A 17,362-nucleotide genomic window follows, 5' to 3' on the forward strand; every position below is an offset into this window, starting at 1 on the left:
TGGCGGCGCAGTGGCTTCTGTTTGTGACTGCTCAGGTGGAACTGCCTTTGCCGGCTCATCACTCGGCGAATTTGCAACACTGTCCGTCGGGGCCGGTTGTGATGCTTTTGGAGACAAAAGCGATGTATCGCCGGCGGTCGGCGTGGAAGGCGTCGTCAAGCCGCTCAGATAGATGCCTGCACCTGACGCGACAGCTAATGTCGCCAAGGCAGCGAACGCGATCGATCGGCTCTTGGCGGACTTTGCAGGGACCTTTGGCAAAACCGCCCGAGGACCGGCAACTGGCGAAGGCCTTGGTTGGGACAGAAGCGCCGGCCGGACATGCGGAACAAAGCGCTGTTCACCGGGAACCGCCGCAGGCTGACTTGGAAGCTTGGGGCTGGGCGCGAGGGTTCCCCCCGCTCGCGGCAAACCCGTCCGGTCGCGCGAGGTGATCGACGTTGGCGGCGTTGTCTCCTCATCCGTATCGTCACGTGTCACCTTGGCGATGTCCGCCATGCTGATCGGCCGGTCTTGTGGGTCCGGCTGCAGCATGGCTTCGACAATTCCACGAAAATCGGGGTCGATGTCGGACAGGTCCGGAACGGTTCGGCGTTTTTCCACGATCTCGAACTGGGAGCCGCCCATGTCGATCGGTTTCCCGCGCAGAGCAGCGGCCAGCACCAACCCCAGGCTGTAGATGTCGGATTGCTCGCTGACGTCGCCGCTGTAGAGCCCGAGTTGTTCGGGAGAAACGTAGTTGTACTTTCCCGCGAACTTTCCGCCGATCAGGGTCTCTCCGCCGACGGTCGCCGATCGCGCAATGCCGAAATCGATGATCTTTGCGCGTTCGACCCGGCCTCCTGGCAGGATGATGTTGTCGGGGGAGAGGTCGCGGTGTATTGCCCCCGCCTGGTGCACGGCGCTCAAGCCGGAAGCGAGGCGATGGCAGAGCTTGCGCACGTCTTCCGTCGGCATCGGGCCACGTCGCATGATATCGAACAGCGATTGGCCGTCGACGAATTCCATAGCAAGGTAAGGGCGACCGATGCCGGGATCGATGGTGAAGACGTGATACCGAACGACTGCGTCGTGCGACAGGTGATTGAGGATCGACGCTTCCTTGCGGAACAGAGACAGTATCGTCTGATCACGGGCGAACTCGGGCAAGACGATCTTGATCGCGACATGGTCGCCGGTCTGAATGTTATGGCCACGGTAGACTTCGCCCATGCCACCGAATGCGATCCGCTCGTCTAGTTCATAGATGCCGCTGAGTTGCGTGCCTACGGCGGTGTTGGTCACGTTAGGCGATATCCGCGTCTTGTCGTCGGCGCTCATCTGCCTCAACCTACCGCTCTGGAAGGATCGGGACGAGCCCCATGGCGCCCGTCGCCGATCTTCACGAGTACGATGGTGACATTGTCGGTTCCCCCACGCGCCAGCACCGTTTGTAGCAGGTTTTCGCATGCCGCCTGCGGTGTCGCCGACACCGCCGCCGCCTCGATCTCGGCGTCTGAGACATGCGCTGTCAGCCCGTCGGTGCTCAATACAAATATGTCCCCCGGCATGATTTCGCCCTGCTGGAAATCGATGACGATCTCGTTGCTGACACCGACTGCATGCGTGATCACATTGCGGCGCGGCCAGGTGAGCGCTTCGGCTGCGCTGATCATGCCTCTGTCGAGAAGTTCCTGAACCTCGGTGTGGTCCTTCGAAATCTGGGAGATCGAGGCGTTGCGGATCAGATAGACGCGGCTGTCGCCCGCCCACAGGCAGGCAAACCGCCCATCCATTGCCAACAGCGCGGCGACAGTGGAGCCAATGGTTATTCCGCGGGATTCCGATATCCTTCGGATTTCCGCGTTAGCGCGGCTCAGCCTATCCTCGAAGCGCGCGCGAAGATCCGGTGCCGAGCTTGCAATGCCGATCGTTGCCAGATGATCGACGATGCTGGCCGAAGCGACTTCCCCGGCATCATGTCCACCCATTCCATCGGCCACCACCCAAAGGCCAGTTTCCGGCTCGACCAGATAGCTGTCTTCATTGAGCTCACGGACACAGCCTCTGTGGCTAACGCCGAAGCTTTCAAAGGAAAGGGCGACATTGTTCAATTTGCCACCAAGCGCTTCTCAAGCGTCCTCTGCGGCGCACTGTCAGGCGCTCGCTCGCGCCAGTTTGCCACAGGCTCGAACATTAGAGTATCGAAATCAACGTTCGCGTGTCTGTTGCCGATGGACAGCGCCACCGTATCGGGAAGCTCAATGTCATCTCAAAATGCCTTTGGACAGCTGAACCCAGTAAGCGCAGCGAGGAAGAGAGGGTTGGGGTCCGAATTGGTCTGGATCGTATAGGCGACATCGCGCCCGCCTATCACGAAGCGGGCTTCAATGTTGCCGCCGGTGCTGGTGACCTCAGCCTTGTCCAGCAGACGCTTTAGCGCCCACGGACCATCGAACCTGATCGCGGACTCACGGCCCGGCATTTCCGGCATGAGGCTCAGGCTCGCGGAAGCGGAAGCCATGCCGCTCGGCCAGGTCACCGTGCTTGGCGCGTTGCCCGCCTGGTTGCTTTGGACAATCTGGCCATCGACGTCGAGGACCGCCGTATCGGCATCGCCATGCAGTGAAAACGGCGTAAAGGTGACGCTGACCGAGGGCACCGAGCCACCTGAAGGAAAGAAGGCGTTGCGGATTTCCGCGGCCAGCTGGAAGTTTTTCAAGGTCGACTTCGACAGGTCGCGCCCGAAGCGCGCATCCTGTTTCCAGCTCCAGTCCTGGCCGGTCATATCGATTAGCGATGCGAGATTCTGTGCGAAGAACCGGTCCATCAGCCCGCCTGGAGCGAACAGTTTCGCGAAATCCGCCATCGCAATATCCTCCGGGCCATTGCTGGCGAAAGGATAACGGCCCGCGACCACCTCCTCGCAGGTGCGCGTGACCGTCTGGTCGAGCATCTGGTTCAAATTCGCTAGCGAGGTTTCTGCGACGTTGCCGTCAAACTCGTCGGCGGTCGCGGTGACCATTCGGGCGAGCTGCTTTGGCAGACGCGAGACATTGGCGCGAAGGGTGGATATCTGCAGCTGTACATTCATGTTGACGCGTTCCGTTTGCGAAGGGACGTCGGCCGCCAGTTGCAGGCTCTGATAGATATCGCGGAAATTCTGGGTCAACGCATCGATTGGGCGGCGTCCGGCCGGACCGTTCACCAAAGCCTGGAATGATCTGAATTGCGCTTCGATATTCGCCCCAGGGTTTTGCGCGCTAGAGGACCCTGCACCGGCCCGGCTTTGCGATTTGCCGATGGCGATTTGAATGCCGATGCGGGCCAATCCCCTGGCGACACCCGCAGCGTTCTGCGTCTGGTTTTGAAGCGCGTCGGCTTCGGCCTCGGGGCCAAGGCCTTCGCTGAAACCAGCTTCGCGCGTCAAAGCTGTTTCGTCGGCGATCGCTGTAAAAAGCTGGTCGATTGGCGAGGTTGGTGACGCAGCGGCGGACAGCGCGATATACTGCGGCTTGTCCTTCAGCATCGTCTTGAACTTCAATTTGTCGAGAACGCCGTTCCATGCCGCGGCGAATTCCCTCCCATAGCGATCGAGAAGTTCGGGACCGAGCTTAAGCAATTCCTGATCGATGCCGCCTTGCTCGCCACCGCCGCCGAGAACCCACTGGTCATCGACAAGCATCTGCGCAATGCGCGAGAGTTGTCCGAGATAGAAGTCGTTGAAGCCGCTATAGGTGTAGATACCGGGAACGCGAAGGCCGGACAGATCGCCACCATCGACACGCTCGAACAGCAGCTGCGCTTCCGGGCCGCCTTTCACGGAGACGGAAAAGTCGTCCAGCGCTGCCGCATATACCGCCGACTTGACCAAGGCTGAGGCGCGATCGGCAAGGCTCATGCGTCCGAGCGAGCGTTGAGCGGATTCGATAAGTGGCTGGTTGAGTTCGAAAACCGGATCATAGGCGTCGTCCAACGCAAGCATGGCGCGCAGATGCTTTTCGAGTTGCGCCCGTCCCTCACGGTTGTTTTCACCCGGATACCGGTTCTGCTCCCAATCCTGCCTCATCCAGGAAACGATCAACTCGTCGTCGACCTTCGGCGCCTTGCCGCCCAACATCAGGTAGATCTTCAGCGGTTCGTAGAGCGCGGCGGGATCAGCCATCTTGGCTTGGATCGTCCGTTCGGCCTGAAGCAGCAGGCGCGAGCGGAACATGCGCTCCAGCGCTTGCCGGTAAGCTGTTTTTGATGCCGAAAGAATTCTTTCCCGCTGACTGAGGCCGAACGTCTCCTCGATCGGTGTCGGCAATTCACTGGTGCCGAACCCGGCCGGCAGATCGCGCAATTGGTCGAGCGGGCCAATAACGTTTTCGAGGTCGACATCGGCGACTTCAGTGCTTTTGAGTAGCGGGTCTGCCGTCTCGCGATACTGGCTTATAGCTTGCGCGGTAGAGGCGATCAGCGATCTGTTGACCGTAAAGCTCAAGGCCAAGGTGCCCAGAGCCGCCGCCGCGATCAATGTTATTGCGCCAAGACCGCCATATCTGGCGATCGCTGCACGCCTTTCGGCCGATTTGTCGTATGAAACCCACCCGGATTCCGCGAAAATGACGCCGGTCAGAAGATCATGCAAAAAGAAGCTTTTGCCAGTGCCGGAAAGATGGGCGCGAGAAGCGCTGCCGAAACTGCGACCGATTTCGCCCAGCACCTGGTCGATCGGCGTACCCTCCTGCGTACCTGACGAAAAATAGAAGCCACGCAAGCTGACGTTCACCTGGCTGCGGGCCGGATCGAATAGGGTTGCGATGAAACTGGCAACATGGCCCTTCAGCGCGCCAAACTGGGCTGGAAAGCCAAAGATGGATATGCGTGCGACCGGATCGGCCTCTTCCTGCAGGCGGTCGGCCATCTCCTCCGCCAGGCGTTTTGCCAATGCGTCGAATTCGGCCGGTGCCTCACCGACCATGTTCTTGCTGCGATCGGCGGTCTGGAATGTCGCGCCCCATACTTTGCGACGGCGCTGCTCGTCGAAACCGCCAAAATAATCCATGAAACCGCAGACAAGGTCTGCCTTGGTGAACAGCAGGTACACAGGAAACTGGATTTTCAACGTTTCGTGAATTTCGCGCAGACGGCTGCGTATTTCAACGATATGGACGTCAAGCTGCTGATCATCGAGGCTCATGAGATCGGCAAGGCTGATGGCCAGAACAACGCCGTTTATCGGTTGCCTGGCGCGGTATGTCTTGAGCAGAGACAAGAAGGCGAGCCAGCTCTTCTTGTCGCTCTGCGCGTTGGAATCCTGCGTCGTGTAGCGTCCGGCGGTGTCGATCAGCACCGCCTGGTCGGTGAACCACCAGTCGCAGGATCGCGTGCCGCCAACGCCGGCGACCGGCTGGGCGTCCCCCGAACCGGCAAGCGGAAAATTCAGACCCGAATTGACCAACGCCGTTGTTTTGCCGGCACCAGGCGGGCCGATGACGACGTACCAGGGGACCTCGTAGAGGAAATTGCGCCTGCCGCTCGACCGCTTGAGCGCAGCGGTGGCCTCATTCATACGAGTCTCAAGCACCCGCGAATCGTCATCCTTATCGTCGTTTCGGCCAACTATCGTCTCGATTGCTTTTTGCGCCTTTCGCATTTGCCAGAAACGGAAACCGTAGAAGAGCGCCACGATCGCCACGATTACGCAGATGATCGTCACGCGCAGCCAGACGGGTGCCAGCGGGCGGGTATCGGCAAAGCGGATCAATGGTCCGGCGAACCAGACGGCTGCCGCGAAACCGGCCAACGCGATCGCGCTGAATATCCGCAGCAGCCAACGCATCATGGGCGCTTCCAAATGGCCGTGCTCACAATGTCTCCTCCTTGGGGATCATCACATCGACACGGCGATTCTGGGCGCGGCCTTCCGGCGTCGCATTGTCGGCGATCGGCTCGTCCTCACCCTTGCCCTCGACCGTGATCCGCGAAGGCTTGCTGAACCTCGGCGCCATCATCGCTTCGACAGCCTTCGCCCGGGCGACCGAAAGGTCGAAATTGGATTTGAACGCGCTCGATTTTCGCGGCTTCACATTGTCCGTATGGCCGACGATCCTGATCGGTCCGGGCTCGGAGTCCAGCGCAGCGGCGATGTCTGCGGCGATCGGCTGAAACTCCGGGTTTATCTCGGCCCTGCCAGACTGGAACAACAGGACGTTGTTGATCTCCACCACAATGAACATGCCTTGCGTGCCGACGGCCAGCCCACCGCGTGCGATATCATTGGCCAGTGCCGAGCGGATGCGATCGATCTGGTTGGCGGCAGCGGGTGGGGTAACTTTCATCGGCGCAACCGACGGTGCCACGCTGGCGCGTTCGATGGCGAGCGGCGTCGATGGATCGAGCGCCAGCAAGCCGCCGGCAAGGGCGTCGCCCTCATTGGTGACGAAGACCCGCAATGTGAAGAATGCCGCCGTCAGCAGTGCCGACGCTGCGGCCGCAATGACCCAAAGCGGCAACCGGGCTGATGAGTGTCCGCTTGACATCGCCAGGCTCTGCCAGTGGGGCGAGATGTCTTCGTCGGCGCGCGCCCTGAAGTAGCGAAGCGTCTCGTAGACGTCGCGTCGAACGCGTTCGAGATTGTTGTCCTCGTGTGCGAGGCCCCGATACTGGCCTTCGAACCCCAGCGACAGGCAGGCATGCATCAATTCAAGCAGATCGTAGTGTGCCTCGGGCGCGGCCAGTATCTTGTTCAGCGCTTCGTAGAAGCCCGCGCCGGTGGGCACGATGTGAAAGAACTGTGACAGCATGCTGTGCTGCGCCCACTCGTCCCTCTTGGGCCAGGGTAGGTTGCCGATGAGGTCGTCAGCTGTTTCGCATAGGGCAAATTTTGCGATCCTGGCATCTTCTTCGGGAACGCCGGCTTTCCGAATTGTCCGGTTGAATTTTTCGATCGCCCCGGCGACATGCTCCGCCAGTTGTTCGGCTTCCCGTTCGACGGGCATAAGCCTGAGCTGGCCGAATAACATCAGCAAAGGCGCCGCCGCGGCGAGGATCGGGTTTGCCGCTGAATATCTGACGCTGTCCGTAGCATTCAGCAGGATTTCCTGCTGGACGGCCGGCTTCGGCGTCGCCGCAAAGGAGCCGGGAGCCATCGCTGCGCCGGGAACTGCACCCTGATAAATCACGGTTCCAGATGTCCAGCCCGGCGGTGTATGCCGACCGATACCCGGATCGAAAACCGTTGAATCCTTAACCGGCGAGGGATCGCGCTGCCCGCTGTCAGGAACAGGCCCCTGAGGACCTGGCGCTGATTTTTCCACGCGGCGCGGTGCGCGAATGACGGTCTTGCCCGCTGGGCTGAAACGATCATCCTTCGACGTCATCGCCGAATGTCCGTCCGCGAGCAGTTCCTTCGTCTGCCCCGAAGAGAGGCAAAACGGTCCCTGATCGGGCGCAGGAAATGCAGGCGCTGCTGACGAGGGCAGTGTCTGGTGGAAGGTCGGCTACAAAAGGCTATCCCGCCGTTACATGACATTTGCCGCAGACCCCCGGGTCAATCAGCCTTACCCGCTGGCGAACTGTCGTATGTGATCGTAATCTCAGAAGCTGTCGATTGGAACAGGATGCAGTGCTGCGAAAGGATTTTTCTTCGCCAACTACAGCGCCGTCTCCTTTGGAACCGCAAAGGACGCTCTAATACTTTCCAGTTGACGCGTCGTCCGTTCCGCAACCGAAGATCAGTACAGCAAACCGGTCCGATTTCCGGGCGTGCGCCAGGTCCAGTCTTCCCAGCCTATTTTTGCTTGGCGGCTTTGGCATAGGCTTCGCTGAAATAAGCCAGGAATATGTCCAGCATTCCGTTTTCGTGTGTTTCTTCCATGGTCCGCCATTTGGCGACAAAGGCGTCCCAAGCCAAGCTCTTCTTCGAAGTGAATGACGCTGGCGGAAGTTTCTTGCCGATCGCCTCGGGCGAGAGGTCGTCAAGTAGTCGGGAGAGCGCAGCTTGCATGGCTGCGTAGGTGGCAAATTCGTGCGTCTTGAGGTCGCGGAATGCGTCTTCGATACTATGCTTGGCATCAAGATAGCCGGCTCTGCGTCGTGCAAACATAATTTCAAGGATGTCATCGGTTCCCGGGACGAACTTCAAGGGATTGTTATCGGCAGCACTTATCATCGTCCGGTGTGTGCTCTTGGCCAGTATTTTCGCAGCCGCACGTGCTTTCAGCAGCAAGGCCAGTTCCTCGACCACCGTTCGAAGCACCGCGCCGATTTCGGCAGCGACTTCATGCGGATCACGCGATTGAAGCAATTCCGGAGAAATGCCAGCTCCGATCGCGATTTCCCGCAGCACCTCATCCCTCGTCGAAGGGAGAGGCGCGGGCGGCGAAGATGTCGATACCGGTGCTCGCTGTCCGGGCCGTTGCTCTACCGGATTGAAGAAAGGCTCACCTCCGAAGTCCAGCGGCCGACCTGACGTGATCGGCATTTCTCGTTGCGTCGAACCGTGCCTGAGTTGAGGATGACCCTCCGTGGTGCGCTCCTCGTCAAGCGATACCAAGATGACGTAGCGGCCGATCAATAACCGGTCTCCATGATCAAGCCGATGCGGGCCGGCCATGCGCTGGGTCGATCCGTTGATGAAGGTCCCATTGCGCGAGACATCGTGCAGCCAAAACGCGCCTGCCTCGTATCGAACGTCACAATGTCGGCCGGAGATGAACTTGTCGGGGTCGGGCAAGGTCCAGTCGCAGGCCTCGCGGCCGATTTCGAAGCTGCGATCACGAGCTGAGTAGCCGGTCGAAATACCGGCGGGCAGGGAATCGGCATTGTTGATCTGCAGCCTGATGAACATTCAAAATTGCCGTCGATCGCCTGTCGGGAAACTCACCCACAACGCCTCATTATACCAGCAATTTGTGAGCGCTGCGGCACAGAAGCGTTCAGGTCGATGATTCTAAAGCGAGCAGACTGCAGCCACCAAGGGGTCCCCTTTGGTCGCTGGAAGACATGTGCTAGGCTTGAGCAGAAACGAGCGGCGGGAGGGGCAAGACCCATGCCGAACGAACGTGCCACGGTTGTGCAGACGCCGGTTGGCGCTGAGCTGTTGACCTTCACGCATCTTGTCGGGCGCGATGAGATCAGTCGTTGTCTGGCCTATACGGTCGGGTTCGTGAGCAGCAGCCCCGATATCGATCCGCTGAAGATGCTGGGCGGTGCGGTTTCGGTCGAAGGTGAGTCCGATCCGAAACGCTGGTTTAGCGGCCTTGTGTCCGAGTTTCGGCTGACCCGGATCGAGGACCGTCTGGCGTACTACGAAGCAGCCATCCGGCCATGGCTCTGGTTTCTCGGCAACACGACCGACTGCCGCATTTTCCAGAACATGAGCGTCATCGAAATCGTCGAGGAGGTTTTCTCGAAATACAGCACGGCAAAATTCGAGAAACGCTTGCAAGGGTCTTATCCGCCGCGCGAGTACTGCGTTCAGTACGACGAGACCGATCTCGATTTCGTGCAGCGGCTCCTCGAGCACGAAGGCATCCTGTATTTCTTCGAGCATGACGAGGGCAAGCACACGCTTGTGCTGGCCGATGCCATGAACAAGCTGAAGCCGGCGCCGGGCTATGAGAAGGTGCCATATCACTTCGAAGGGCAGGGCTCCCGCCGCGATGTCGAATACATCACCGAATGGATTCCAGGCAGTTCGGTGCGGCCCGGCGCCTATGTCCACACCGACTATGATTTCAAGAAGCCGGGCGCCGACCTCATGGCCAAGTCGGCCCAGCCGTTCGGCCACAAGCTGGCCGCGGGCGAGAACTACCGCCAGCCTGGCGCGCATCTTGAAGTCGGTCGCGGCGACAGCCTGGCCGCGATCCGGCGCGAGGAAATCCAGGCGGTGCACCAGCGCATCGCCGCTGTCGGCACCGTGCGCGGGTTGTATTCGGGCTGCACGTTCGAGCTCGATGGCTTTCCGCGCGAAGACCAGAACCAGGAGTATCTGGTGGTCAGCGCCGAGTACAGGCTGTTTGATCCCGGCTACAGAGCCCAGGCCGACGTCGAGAGCGAGAACTTCAAGGTGATCCTCGGCGTGGCGCCGACTGCCTTGCCCTATCGCCCGCCGCGGGTCACGACACGGCCTATCATGCGCGGTCCGCAGACGGCGACGGTGGTCGGCCCATCCGGCGAAGAAATATTCACCGACAAATATGCCCGGGTGAAGGTGCAGTTCCACTGGGACCGCCTGGGCAAGAAGGACCAGAACAGCTCCTGCTTCGTCCGCGTGTCGCAGACCTGGGCCGGCAGCGGCTGGGGCTTCATCCAGATACCGCGCATCGGCCAGGAGGTCATCGTCGACTTCATCGAAGGCGACCCGGATCTGCCGATCATTACCGGCAGGGTCTACAACGCGTCGCAGATGCCGCCCTACGGACTGCCGGGCAGCGCTACGCAATCCGGCTGGAAGTCGGATTCCTCCAAAGGCGGCGGCGGTTACAACGAGCTGATGTTTGAGGACAAGGCCGGCTCCGAACTGGTCAATTTCCAGGCACAGAAGGACCACAACCTTCTGATCAAGAACGACCGCACCAAGCTTGTGCAGCACGACCAGTCCGACCGCATCGACCACGACGCCAAGCACTCCGTCGGCCACAACCTCGACGAGGACGTCGGCAACAACAAGACGGTCAAGGTCGGCGTCGACCAGACGACGAATATCGGGAACAACGACACCGAGACGGTTGGCGTGAACCGTTCGCTGACCGTCGGGTCGAACGAGACCATAGGCATTGGGGCGAACTCGACGGAGACGATCGGCATCGCGCACACCCAGACTGTGGGCGCGGTACAGACGATAACCGTGGGCGCGGCCCGCGTCGACTCGGTCGGAGCATCCGAAACCCGAACCGTGGGTGGCCCGCAAGCGAACACAATCGGTGCGACACGGTCGGTCACTGTAGGTGCGGCGCAGAGCCACGATATCGGTGCCGCGGATAGCTGGAACATCGCGGCTGCCCAGAGCATCCAGATCGGCGGCGGTCAGACCGTCAAGATTGCGAAGGACCAGGGGACTGATATCGGGGCTGGTCGCTCTGCCAAGATCGCCAAAGACGATTTGACCGAGGTCGGTGGCTCTAGGGCGCTTAAGATTGCCAAGGGCAGCGCCGTCGAGGTTGGCGAGGATGGGCTCATCAAAATCGGCAAGGATCTTATCATCGAAGCAGGTGACTCGATCGTGATTAAATGCGGCTCGGCAGCAATCGCCATGAAAAAGGATGGCACCATCACGGTTGAAGGTAAGGATATTTCGGTAATTGCCTCGGGTGAGTTCAAGGGCAAAGCGTCGAAGGAAGTTTCTTGGAAGGGCAGCAAGATCAACCACAACTGAGGGCGTTATGGCGGAAGTGTTAGAACGGATCGAGGGCGTTGCAATCGGGATATTGATCGGATTTGACGCGGGTTTGCCGCTTGTAGTCTTTACGGGCAATCCGCAAGAAACGGCAGTTTCCGCACGCAGCCTCACCGAACTCAATTCGGCAATGATAGGTGCGGAAGTGGCACTGCTCTTTCAGGAAGGTAATCCCCTGCGCCCGTTGATTGTCGGGAGGATTGTGGAGCCGGCCCGCAAATCATCAACGCCACATGTAGTTCGCGATGGTGAGACGGTTCAAATCGTTGGCGAAGAACGTATAGAATTGCGTTGCGGCAAGGCGACCATCGTTATGGAGAAGGATGGTCATATCACTATTCGCGGCACCTATCTAACTAGCCACGCTAGCGCCGCGAACCGAATCCGCGGCGGCTCGATAAATCTGAACTGATGCCGCCGCCGACGCTCCGCGAGATCGTGCGCCAGCATGCCGAACAGGCGGCGTTCTTGTGGATGGTTTACGACCGCCATCTGCTGAACCCGGAAGAGAATCCGGAGCTGGACGACGTGCGGCTCGCGCGACTAATAGAACGACTTGAAGCCCATCTCGACGGGTTGCGAGTTGCCGGAAGCGTTGGACGTGAGATCGCCGAAGAACGCTATCGCGAATATTCCGAGGCGGGCGAACTTTTTGTGGTCAGAATGCTCAGCAATAAATCGTTGATGCGTATCGTCGATCTCGATCTGGACAAGGTGAGGGCGTATTTGATAGCGAATTTGCCGGCAGAGTAGCCTTGTTAGCTGCGCCCCATATGCGGCCGATGGGCCATCATGCTGATCGCCCTGCTACAGAAAATCCTTGCGCAACCAGCCACTTCCATCGAATTTGTAATAGGAATTATGGCCGCATGACCAAAGGCAGTCACCGGAAGACAAACGTTGCCCGAAGACGGTCGGTTTGAACGGCACAACTTCCAGCTCGACCAAGACATCGACACCTCGCCCTGCTGCGCCGAAATAAATCTTATCCCGAAAACGAGTGACGCCGCTGTACCAGCGGGGCTGCGTCAAGAAATTTACCAACGCACCTGCATCGTAGCGAAAGCAGGTTCCACTCTCGCCGCAAACATAAACCTTATCCGGCCCATCCACAAAAACCCCGAGAAGGTTGGCATTTGTCTGAACATCGATCTGCAACCACGTATCGCCCTGCAGTTTCCAAAATGCGCCGCGCTCGCCGACGGCATAGATGTGTTGGAGGGATGGGCCGTTTATGTCGAAAAGGCGGGTCGAGTCAGGAATTGAGATATCTCGCCAACCGTCGCCGTCCGATCGTAAGACAAGTCCGCTCTCGCCAAGGATAAAGACAGTTTGGTCGTCCAGACCCCAAACCTTGAATATCATTCGATCAGACAGGCGTTGTTGCGTGAACTGACCGTCCGATCCCTTCCAGAAACGAAATCCGTCGCAGGCGTAGATCATTCGTGATGGCGAAACCCAGAACGAGTCGATCCAAGTGTGTGTATCGAGCAGAATTCTTGGCTCGACCTCCGGAAATGAGGGGGTGTGAAAGATCTGGCTGCGCTTTTCCTCGCGACCCTCGTCCATCTGCACAACAAGGTTCCAAACCCCTGTTCCCTTGTCCGCCTGAACGAGTGTGCAATCGACCGTGAAGCCTTCGGGACTGATGTATCGTTCCGCATTGTTTGTCATTCTGGAACTCCTCCAGGGGCTGGTGTAGAGGTTCTCGGAATCTTGTCGCCGCCGGGCACGCGGCATTTTTGTTCCGCAATTTCTTCCTTTTTCTTACCTGTGCAGCGCTCAAGATAATCATATATGACGGCCTCGAGACAGGTCATTACGTCGTCCTGCTTTTTCTTGTCCTCGATTTTGCTAATGGTCTCGTCGTGTTCGCGAACAGAACCCAGTTCGGAGGCGATCGCGTCTTTGACCTTCGGGCGGTTTTCGCCAATCTTGTTGCCAGCCTCGTCGCGAACAATGCAGGACTCGGCAAATTTTTCCTGGTTGCGTGTCTTCTTGCCATGGGGCGTGGAACTGTCGGCGGCCGGACCCTTCATGCAAAGGCACGGAGCGCCGCCCGCGCTGTAGTCACCCATACCCTCGATGGATCGTGGCGCGCCGCCCCGCTTGTTTTGCGCCAGCGCGTTCTGAAACATATGCTCGGATTCGTTCTGATTTTCTTTCGTCCACCCGCAGTTTTCCGTCTTGTCGGAATGCTTGTGAAGCGTGATCTTGAATTCATTGAGCAACGACTTGCAGTCAATGTTATTCGGCCTTATCTGAGCGATATGCGGCCAGGTGACCGTGTTGCCGGGTGGCGAAGCGTGATTGTTCGTGGCGAGATCGGTCATCCTGATCACCGGCTCGCCGTCAAATTTCACGTCACCCGACCAAGAGTTGAAATACTCTTTGCCCGTATTTTTTGAGGTGATGATGCCTTTCTTCGCGGCGCAACCTGCCTCGGTTCCCGACGTTTTTGACAGGTCGGACTTGTTCTTGATATTGACGGTCTTACCGCCAATAAATACCGTGCCTGTTCCTTGCTCGGTATCCGAAGCCATGCCGAAACTCGGATAGGGGATCGGGACACCTGGTGGTGTCGCCGGATTCTCCGGCGGGGTGAAGCAAACGTCGGGAAAGGCGGCAATCGTCTTTGCATCGACTGACTTGCCAGAGATTTCCAACCCATTTGCGAAAACGTTCGCCATCAGGCTGCCCTTATGGCAAGCACTGCCGCTCCACAGGCACCCGCGTCATTCGATGCCTCAATCAGCACAGAATTGCCCCCGGCATAGCCTTTCTGTGCTGCCATCTTGGCCATCCCGAGCATCAACGGCCCTACTGCCGCGCCGACATTGCCTAGCGATTCACTTGGTGACCAAACGTCCTGAAAGTCGCGTCCGTTTCTGACCAACCGCAAATTGGCGAGCGCGCTCTGCTTGAACCAGTATTGCTCACCAATAAAATCGGCAATGCGATAGCCGAGGCGGTTCAGTTCGATCCCAGTCTCCTGCAATGCCAGGTGATAGGCAGACGTCATGCCATCGCCGCGCAGCGGCAGGTCCTGGCGGTTGTAAATAGTGGCATTTTCTCGCGAAAGGCCAACGCCAAACAACCTAAGTCCTTGGCTGTCGGCTCGACTGCAGAGAACCGCAGCGGCTGCCTCACCTGGAATGAACCCATTTGGATTTCCGGGAGTGAGAATGCGGTTGGTATTGAGGTAATGAGCGACCGATTGCGAGGTTAGGTAGCTGTCTACCCCCGCAATCATCACATAAGGGACCTCTCCCGAGGCAAGGAGCCGCCGTGCATGACCAAGCGCGACATGTCCGGAAGGACGGCCATGTGCGACGACACGCGACCGTGCGTGCGGGTTGACCTCCACGATTTCAGCTATGCGGCCGAGTAGGGACGCTGGATTAGTAACCGGTCGGCCCGGCCTGTTTTCCTCTGCCAGGCAGAGGATCAGTGCTGTTTGGCCGCGCGCCTCTGGAACGGCGTCGAACGCTTCGGCGATGGACCCGGCGGCGAGGTGAGCCATCCGCTTTTCGCCGATCCAGTTTCGCGGCAAAGGCACAGGAGCTCCGATCAGGCGACCATCGTTCGGCAACACAAAACGCGTCTCTTGAAATCCGTCCAATCGGGCACGCATCGCCGCACATGCCGATAGCGCATCAAGGCCGACAGCGGTGACCATGCCGATCGAGATGATGTCAAGGCTGGCGCTCATGTGTCCGCGCCCTCCGTTTCCGGCGCGGAGCCGTTGGCGCGGATATACATCCGGCCAGTTGCCCGCGCCCGCAGCATGGAGTCAGTCGGCGGACCGACCCAGCACTCGGAAAAGTCGAGTATCGTCCGGTGAATGCGCTGCGACACGCGCCAAACCAGCGAGAAGCGGCGGTTTTGTGGGTCAAACAAAAGAGTATCGGCGGGAACATCTCCCTCGAAGGCTTTTTCTCTGCCCTTAAATAACGTGATAGGCAACGCCGTTGATGGTAGCCGGAAACTCTCCCGGCCCTGCGGCGTCAGGTTGACGAGTTGCACCTCCTCGCCGCCCGTTGGGTGATCGATCTGCTGGTCAGGCGGGGCCATCTGGAAATAGCGCTCGTCGAAGTCCGGCGGCAGAAACGGAAAGATGTTCTTCGTCCAGTTGTCGTCGTAGGTGCCGCCATATTCGATCCGGCCAGGCCAGCCGCGTCCCATCGGCCCGAAACTCATCGGCTTGTAGTCGCCGAACGGCGAGCGGATTTCTTCGTCGACAGCTTGGGTATTCGGTAGCCGCAGGCCCGCGATCAGCCGCTGATTCTTCGTCCGCGACCAGCCGGTTCCGACCGGGTTGTACTTGTAGCTAGCGGGGAGGTTGTCCTCGGGGTCCAGTCTGTCGACGCCACCCCAGGCAACGTCGTAGGAAATCGGCATGCGCAGGAAAGGCTGCGGTGCGGTGGCGGTAAAGACCGGGCCGATGGAGCGCCATTCGCGGTGGCCGACGACCTCGAACAGTTTTGACCAATTGCCCACCTTGATGCCGACGGGTACGCGCTCGGCCGGGCGCCCGCCGGGCGCATAGGCGCAGCCATTGGCGACAACGTCACAACGCGGCTTGCGGAAAGCGAAATCGGTCTCCCATAGAGTGGCCGAATAACCAGGCACGCCGGTGTGTGTGTCGGCCATGACCAGCGGAACCTGTTCCGCCGATTTCTGCACCGGTCCGCCGGGCGTCGCGGGAAAGTCGAACGTGCCTTTGACCACCACGACGATCCATTCATGGCCTGCCTTGTCCATGCCCATGGTGAATTCGTGCGGATAGCCCATCTGGTTCCAGATTTGCATCAACTGGTCTCCCAGCTGGCGGCAAAGATCTGCTCCAGCGTCACTTGCGGCGACAGCGGATCAATATCGAAAATGTCCGAACGGGCAGTCCACATCACCATATCGCTGATGACCTCTTCGCCCGGCTCGACCGGGGGCACCGGCAGTGTGGCCAAAGCGGCATCCAGTTCGTCCGGCGTCAGCTCGCCCTGCTGGGCGGCGATGGCGGTCTCTTCGATCCTGGAAAACCACTCGTCGGCGCGAGCCAGTTGAGCGGAAGCGTCAGGAAGCGGCGCGACCACGCTCAAAGGGAATTTCCTGCCGACGCTGTCGGCGCTCTGCAGAATAATGCCTGCCGATGCGCCGAAAGCAGCCGGGCCTGTTAGGAAGCGTAGCGCGGCGGTGCGCGGCCAGGATTCCATGCCAATCAGCGGAACGAGATGCTGTGCCAGCCAGCGGTCCCAGATGCGCACAAAATCCCCTGGCAGTCGCCGCGTGACGAAATCGCCGGTGGCAGGCATTTTGCCGTAAAAGCCAGGCAGGATCATATCTGCGGCGGACATGAGAATTTCTTGAACATTTGCAGGTTGTAGGGATTTTCGACGCTTGCCGCCTTGAGCTCGAAATCGGCGTACATGCCTTGCGTGCCCAGTCGCAGGCTGTACACGTCGGACAGCAAGGTGCCGGTGAAGCGGCCGCTGCGCAGCAGCCTCAGCCACGCCCAGCTACCGGTCTCATTGAGCAAGATCTCGGGTGATCCATCGATCGGCTGGAAGGCGAGCGAGATGACGCCGGTGCCGTCCTTGCCGGGCCAGGTCATCGGTTGCGGTCGCGTCGCGTTGTTATAGTAGACGAGGTTCTGGCCATCGAGGTTGAGCGTCACGCGCGTGACGTTCGGAGACAGATCCTTGGGTTCGAGGGTGAAGCTCATCACCGGGCCCGTACCGCCTGGAAAGAGATCGTCTCGGATCCGCCTGGCCTGTTCGAATGCCGCCAGAGCCGCTGGGTCCAGGCCGAAGTCGGCGCGCCATTTCCATGGCTGGCTGGCGGTGTCGACATAGCTGATCAGGTGGTCGTTGATGAAGGTGTCGATCATCCCGGCCGGCCCGAACAGGCGGGCGAAATCGCGGACATTGACGTCCACGGCGCTTTCGGGGCTGAACGGATAGCGGTCGTTGAGCGCCGCCTGGCAGAACGGCAGGATGT

General features: G+C 59.4%; 14 protein-coding genes. 3 read left to right on the forward strand and 11 right to left on the reverse strand.

Annotation, left to right across the window (positions count from 1 at the left end):
* The 5 genes from E5W87_RS13020 to tagH form a co-directional block, all read right to left on the reverse strand.
* A partial coding sequence (locus tag E5W87_RS13020) for a protein kinase (RefSeq protein WP_292397766.1) occupies positions 1–1,320 on the reverse strand: 1,320 nt, incomplete at its 3' end.
* A 5-nt stretch (positions 1,321–1,325) separates the two neighbouring features.
* On the reverse strand, positions 1,326–2,093 hold the full coding sequence (locus E5W87_RS13025; protein WP_292397768.1) for a protein phosphatase 2C domain-containing protein: 768 nt from the start codon (positions 2,091–2,093) through the stop codon (positions 1,326–1,328).
* Between the two features lie 158 nt (positions 2,094–2,251).
* Positions 2,252–5,809: a type VI secretion system membrane subunit TssM gene (gene tssM / locus E5W87_RS13030; protein ID WP_292397770.1), complete on the reverse strand. Its 3,558-nt coding sequence runs from the start codon at positions 5,807–5,809 to the stop codon at positions 2,252–2,254.
* 22 nt (positions 5,810–5,831) lie between these two features.
* A complete protein-coding gene (gene tssL, locus E5W87_RS13035) occupies positions 5,832–7,346 on the reverse strand; it encodes a type VI secretion system protein TssL, long form (protein ID WP_292397772.1) in 1,515 nt (504 codons plus the stop codon).
* Between the two features lie 410 nt (positions 7,347–7,756).
* Complete coding sequence (gene tagH / locus E5W87_RS13040) at positions 7,757–8,815, reverse strand: type VI secretion system-associated FHA domain protein TagH (RefSeq protein ID WP_292397774.1); 1,059 nt, start codon at positions 8,813–8,815, stop codon at positions 7,757–7,759.
* A gap of 201 nt (positions 8,816–9,016) precedes the next feature.
* On the opposite strand from tagH, the gene E5W87_RS13045 reads away from it, so the two are divergent.
* The 3 genes from E5W87_RS13045 to E5W87_RS13055 are packed head-to-tail and all read left to right on the forward strand — an operon-like array spanning position 9,017 to position 12,118.
* The gene (locus E5W87_RS13045) at positions 9,017–11,344 is read left to right on the forward strand and encodes a type VI secretion system Vgr family protein (RefSeq protein ID WP_292397776.1); all 2,328 of its coding nucleotides are present in this window, start codon (positions 9,017–9,019) and stop codon (positions 11,342–11,344) included.
* A gap of 7 nt (positions 11,345–11,351) precedes the next feature.
* Positions 11,352–11,777, forward strand: a complete 426-nt coding sequence (locus E5W87_RS13050) for a DUF6484 domain-containing protein (protein WP_292397777.1) — start codon at positions 11,352–11,354, stop codon at positions 11,775–11,777.
* The gene (locus tag E5W87_RS13055; protein ID WP_292397779.1) at positions 11,777–12,118 is read left to right on the forward strand and encodes a hypothetical protein; all 342 of its coding nucleotides are present in this window, start codon (positions 11,777–11,779) and stop codon (positions 12,116–12,118) included. Before E5W87_RS13050 ends, E5W87_RS13055 begins: the two co-directional genes overlap by 1 nt.
* Before the next feature lie 54 nt (positions 12,119–12,172).
* On the opposite strand, the gene E5W87_RS13060 is transcribed toward E5W87_RS13055, so the two are convergent.
* The 6 genes from E5W87_RS13060 to E5W87_RS13085 all read right to left on the reverse strand — a co-directional run.
* On the reverse strand, positions 12,173–13,039 hold the full coding sequence (locus tag E5W87_RS13060; protein WP_292397781.1) for a hypothetical protein: 867 nt from the start codon (positions 13,037–13,039) through the stop codon (positions 12,173–12,175).
* A complete protein-coding gene (locus E5W87_RS13065; protein WP_292397783.1) occupies positions 13,036–14,055 on the reverse strand; it encodes a DUF4150 domain-containing protein in 1,020 nt (339 codons plus the stop codon). Before E5W87_RS13065 ends, E5W87_RS13060 begins: the two co-directional genes overlap by 4 nt.
* Positions 14,055–15,077 carry a beta-ketoacyl synthase N-terminal-like domain-containing protein gene (locus E5W87_RS13070; protein WP_292397784.1) on the reverse strand — a complete coding sequence of 341 codons (1,023 nt, stop codon included), beginning with the start codon at positions 15,075–15,077 and terminating at the stop codon, positions 14,055–14,057. The genes E5W87_RS13065 and E5W87_RS13070 overlap by 1 nt, the downstream gene beginning before the upstream one ends.
* Positions 15,074–16,177, reverse strand: coding sequence for a DUF2169 domain-containing protein (locus E5W87_RS13075; protein ID WP_292397787.1), 1,104 nt, complete (start codon positions 16,175–16,177; stop codon positions 15,074–15,076). The genes E5W87_RS13070 and E5W87_RS13075 overlap by 4 nt, the downstream gene beginning before the upstream one ends.
* A complete protein-coding gene (tagF, locus tag E5W87_RS13080; protein ID WP_292397789.1) occupies positions 16,177–16,719 on the reverse strand; it encodes a type VI secretion system-associated protein TagF in 543 nt (180 codons plus the stop codon). Before tagF ends, E5W87_RS13075 begins: the two co-directional genes overlap by 1 nt.
* Positions 16,701–17,362: type VI secretion IcmF C-terminal domain-containing protein (locus tag E5W87_RS13085; RefSeq protein WP_292397791.1), on the reverse strand; the 662-nt coding region annotated here is incomplete at its 5' end. The genes tagF and E5W87_RS13085, both read right to left, overlap by 19 nt.

It is taken from the genome of Mesorhizobium sp. (genome assembly GCF_004962925.1).
Taxonomy (GTDB): domain Bacteria; phylum Pseudomonadota; class Alphaproteobacteria; order Rhizobiales; family Rhizobiaceae; genus Mesorhizobium.

Bases quoted from the DNA above. Each gene is read 5' to 3' on its own strand.
- tssM (WP_292397770.1), bottom strand. From the start codon at position 5,809: ATGATGCGTTGGCTGCTGCGGATATTCAGCGCGATCGCGTTGGCCGGT.
- E5W87_RS13075 (WP_292397787.1), bottom strand. From the start codon at position 16,177: ATGCAAATCTGGAACCAGATGGGCTATCCGCACGAATTCACCATGGGC.
- E5W87_RS13055 (WP_292397779.1), top strand. From the start codon at position 11,777: ATGCCGCCGCCGACGCTCCGCGAGATCGTGCGCCAGCATGCCGAACAG.
- E5W87_RS13060 (WP_292397781.1), bottom strand. From the start codon at position 13,039: ATGACAAACAATGCGGAACGATACATCAGTCCCGAAGGCTTCACGGTC.
- E5W87_RS13050 (WP_292397777.1), top strand. From the start codon at position 11,352: ATGGCGGAAGTGTTAGAACGGATCGAGGGCGTTGCAATCGGGATATTG.
- E5W87_RS13045 (WP_292397776.1), top strand. From the start codon at position 9,017: ATGCCGAACGAACGTGCCACGGTTGTGCAGACGCCGGTTGGCGCTGAG.
- tagH (WP_292397774.1), bottom strand. From the start codon at position 8,815: ATGTTCATCAGGCTGCAGATCAACAATGCCGATTCCCTGCCCGCCGGT.
- tagF (WP_292397789.1), bottom strand. From the start codon at position 16,719: ATGTCCGCCGCAGATATGATCCTGCCTGGCTTTTACGGCAAAATGCCT.
- E5W87_RS13070 (WP_292397784.1), bottom strand. From the start codon at position 15,077: ATGAGCGCCAGCCTTGACATCATCTCGATCGGCATGGTCACCGCTGTC.
- tssL (WP_292397772.1), bottom strand. From the start codon at position 7,346: ATGACGTCGAAGGATGATCGTTTCAGCCCAGCGGGCAAGACCGTCATT.
- E5W87_RS13065 (WP_292397783.1), bottom strand. From the start codon at position 14,055: ATGGCGAACGTTTTCGCAAATGGGTTGGAAATCTCTGGCAAGTCAGTC.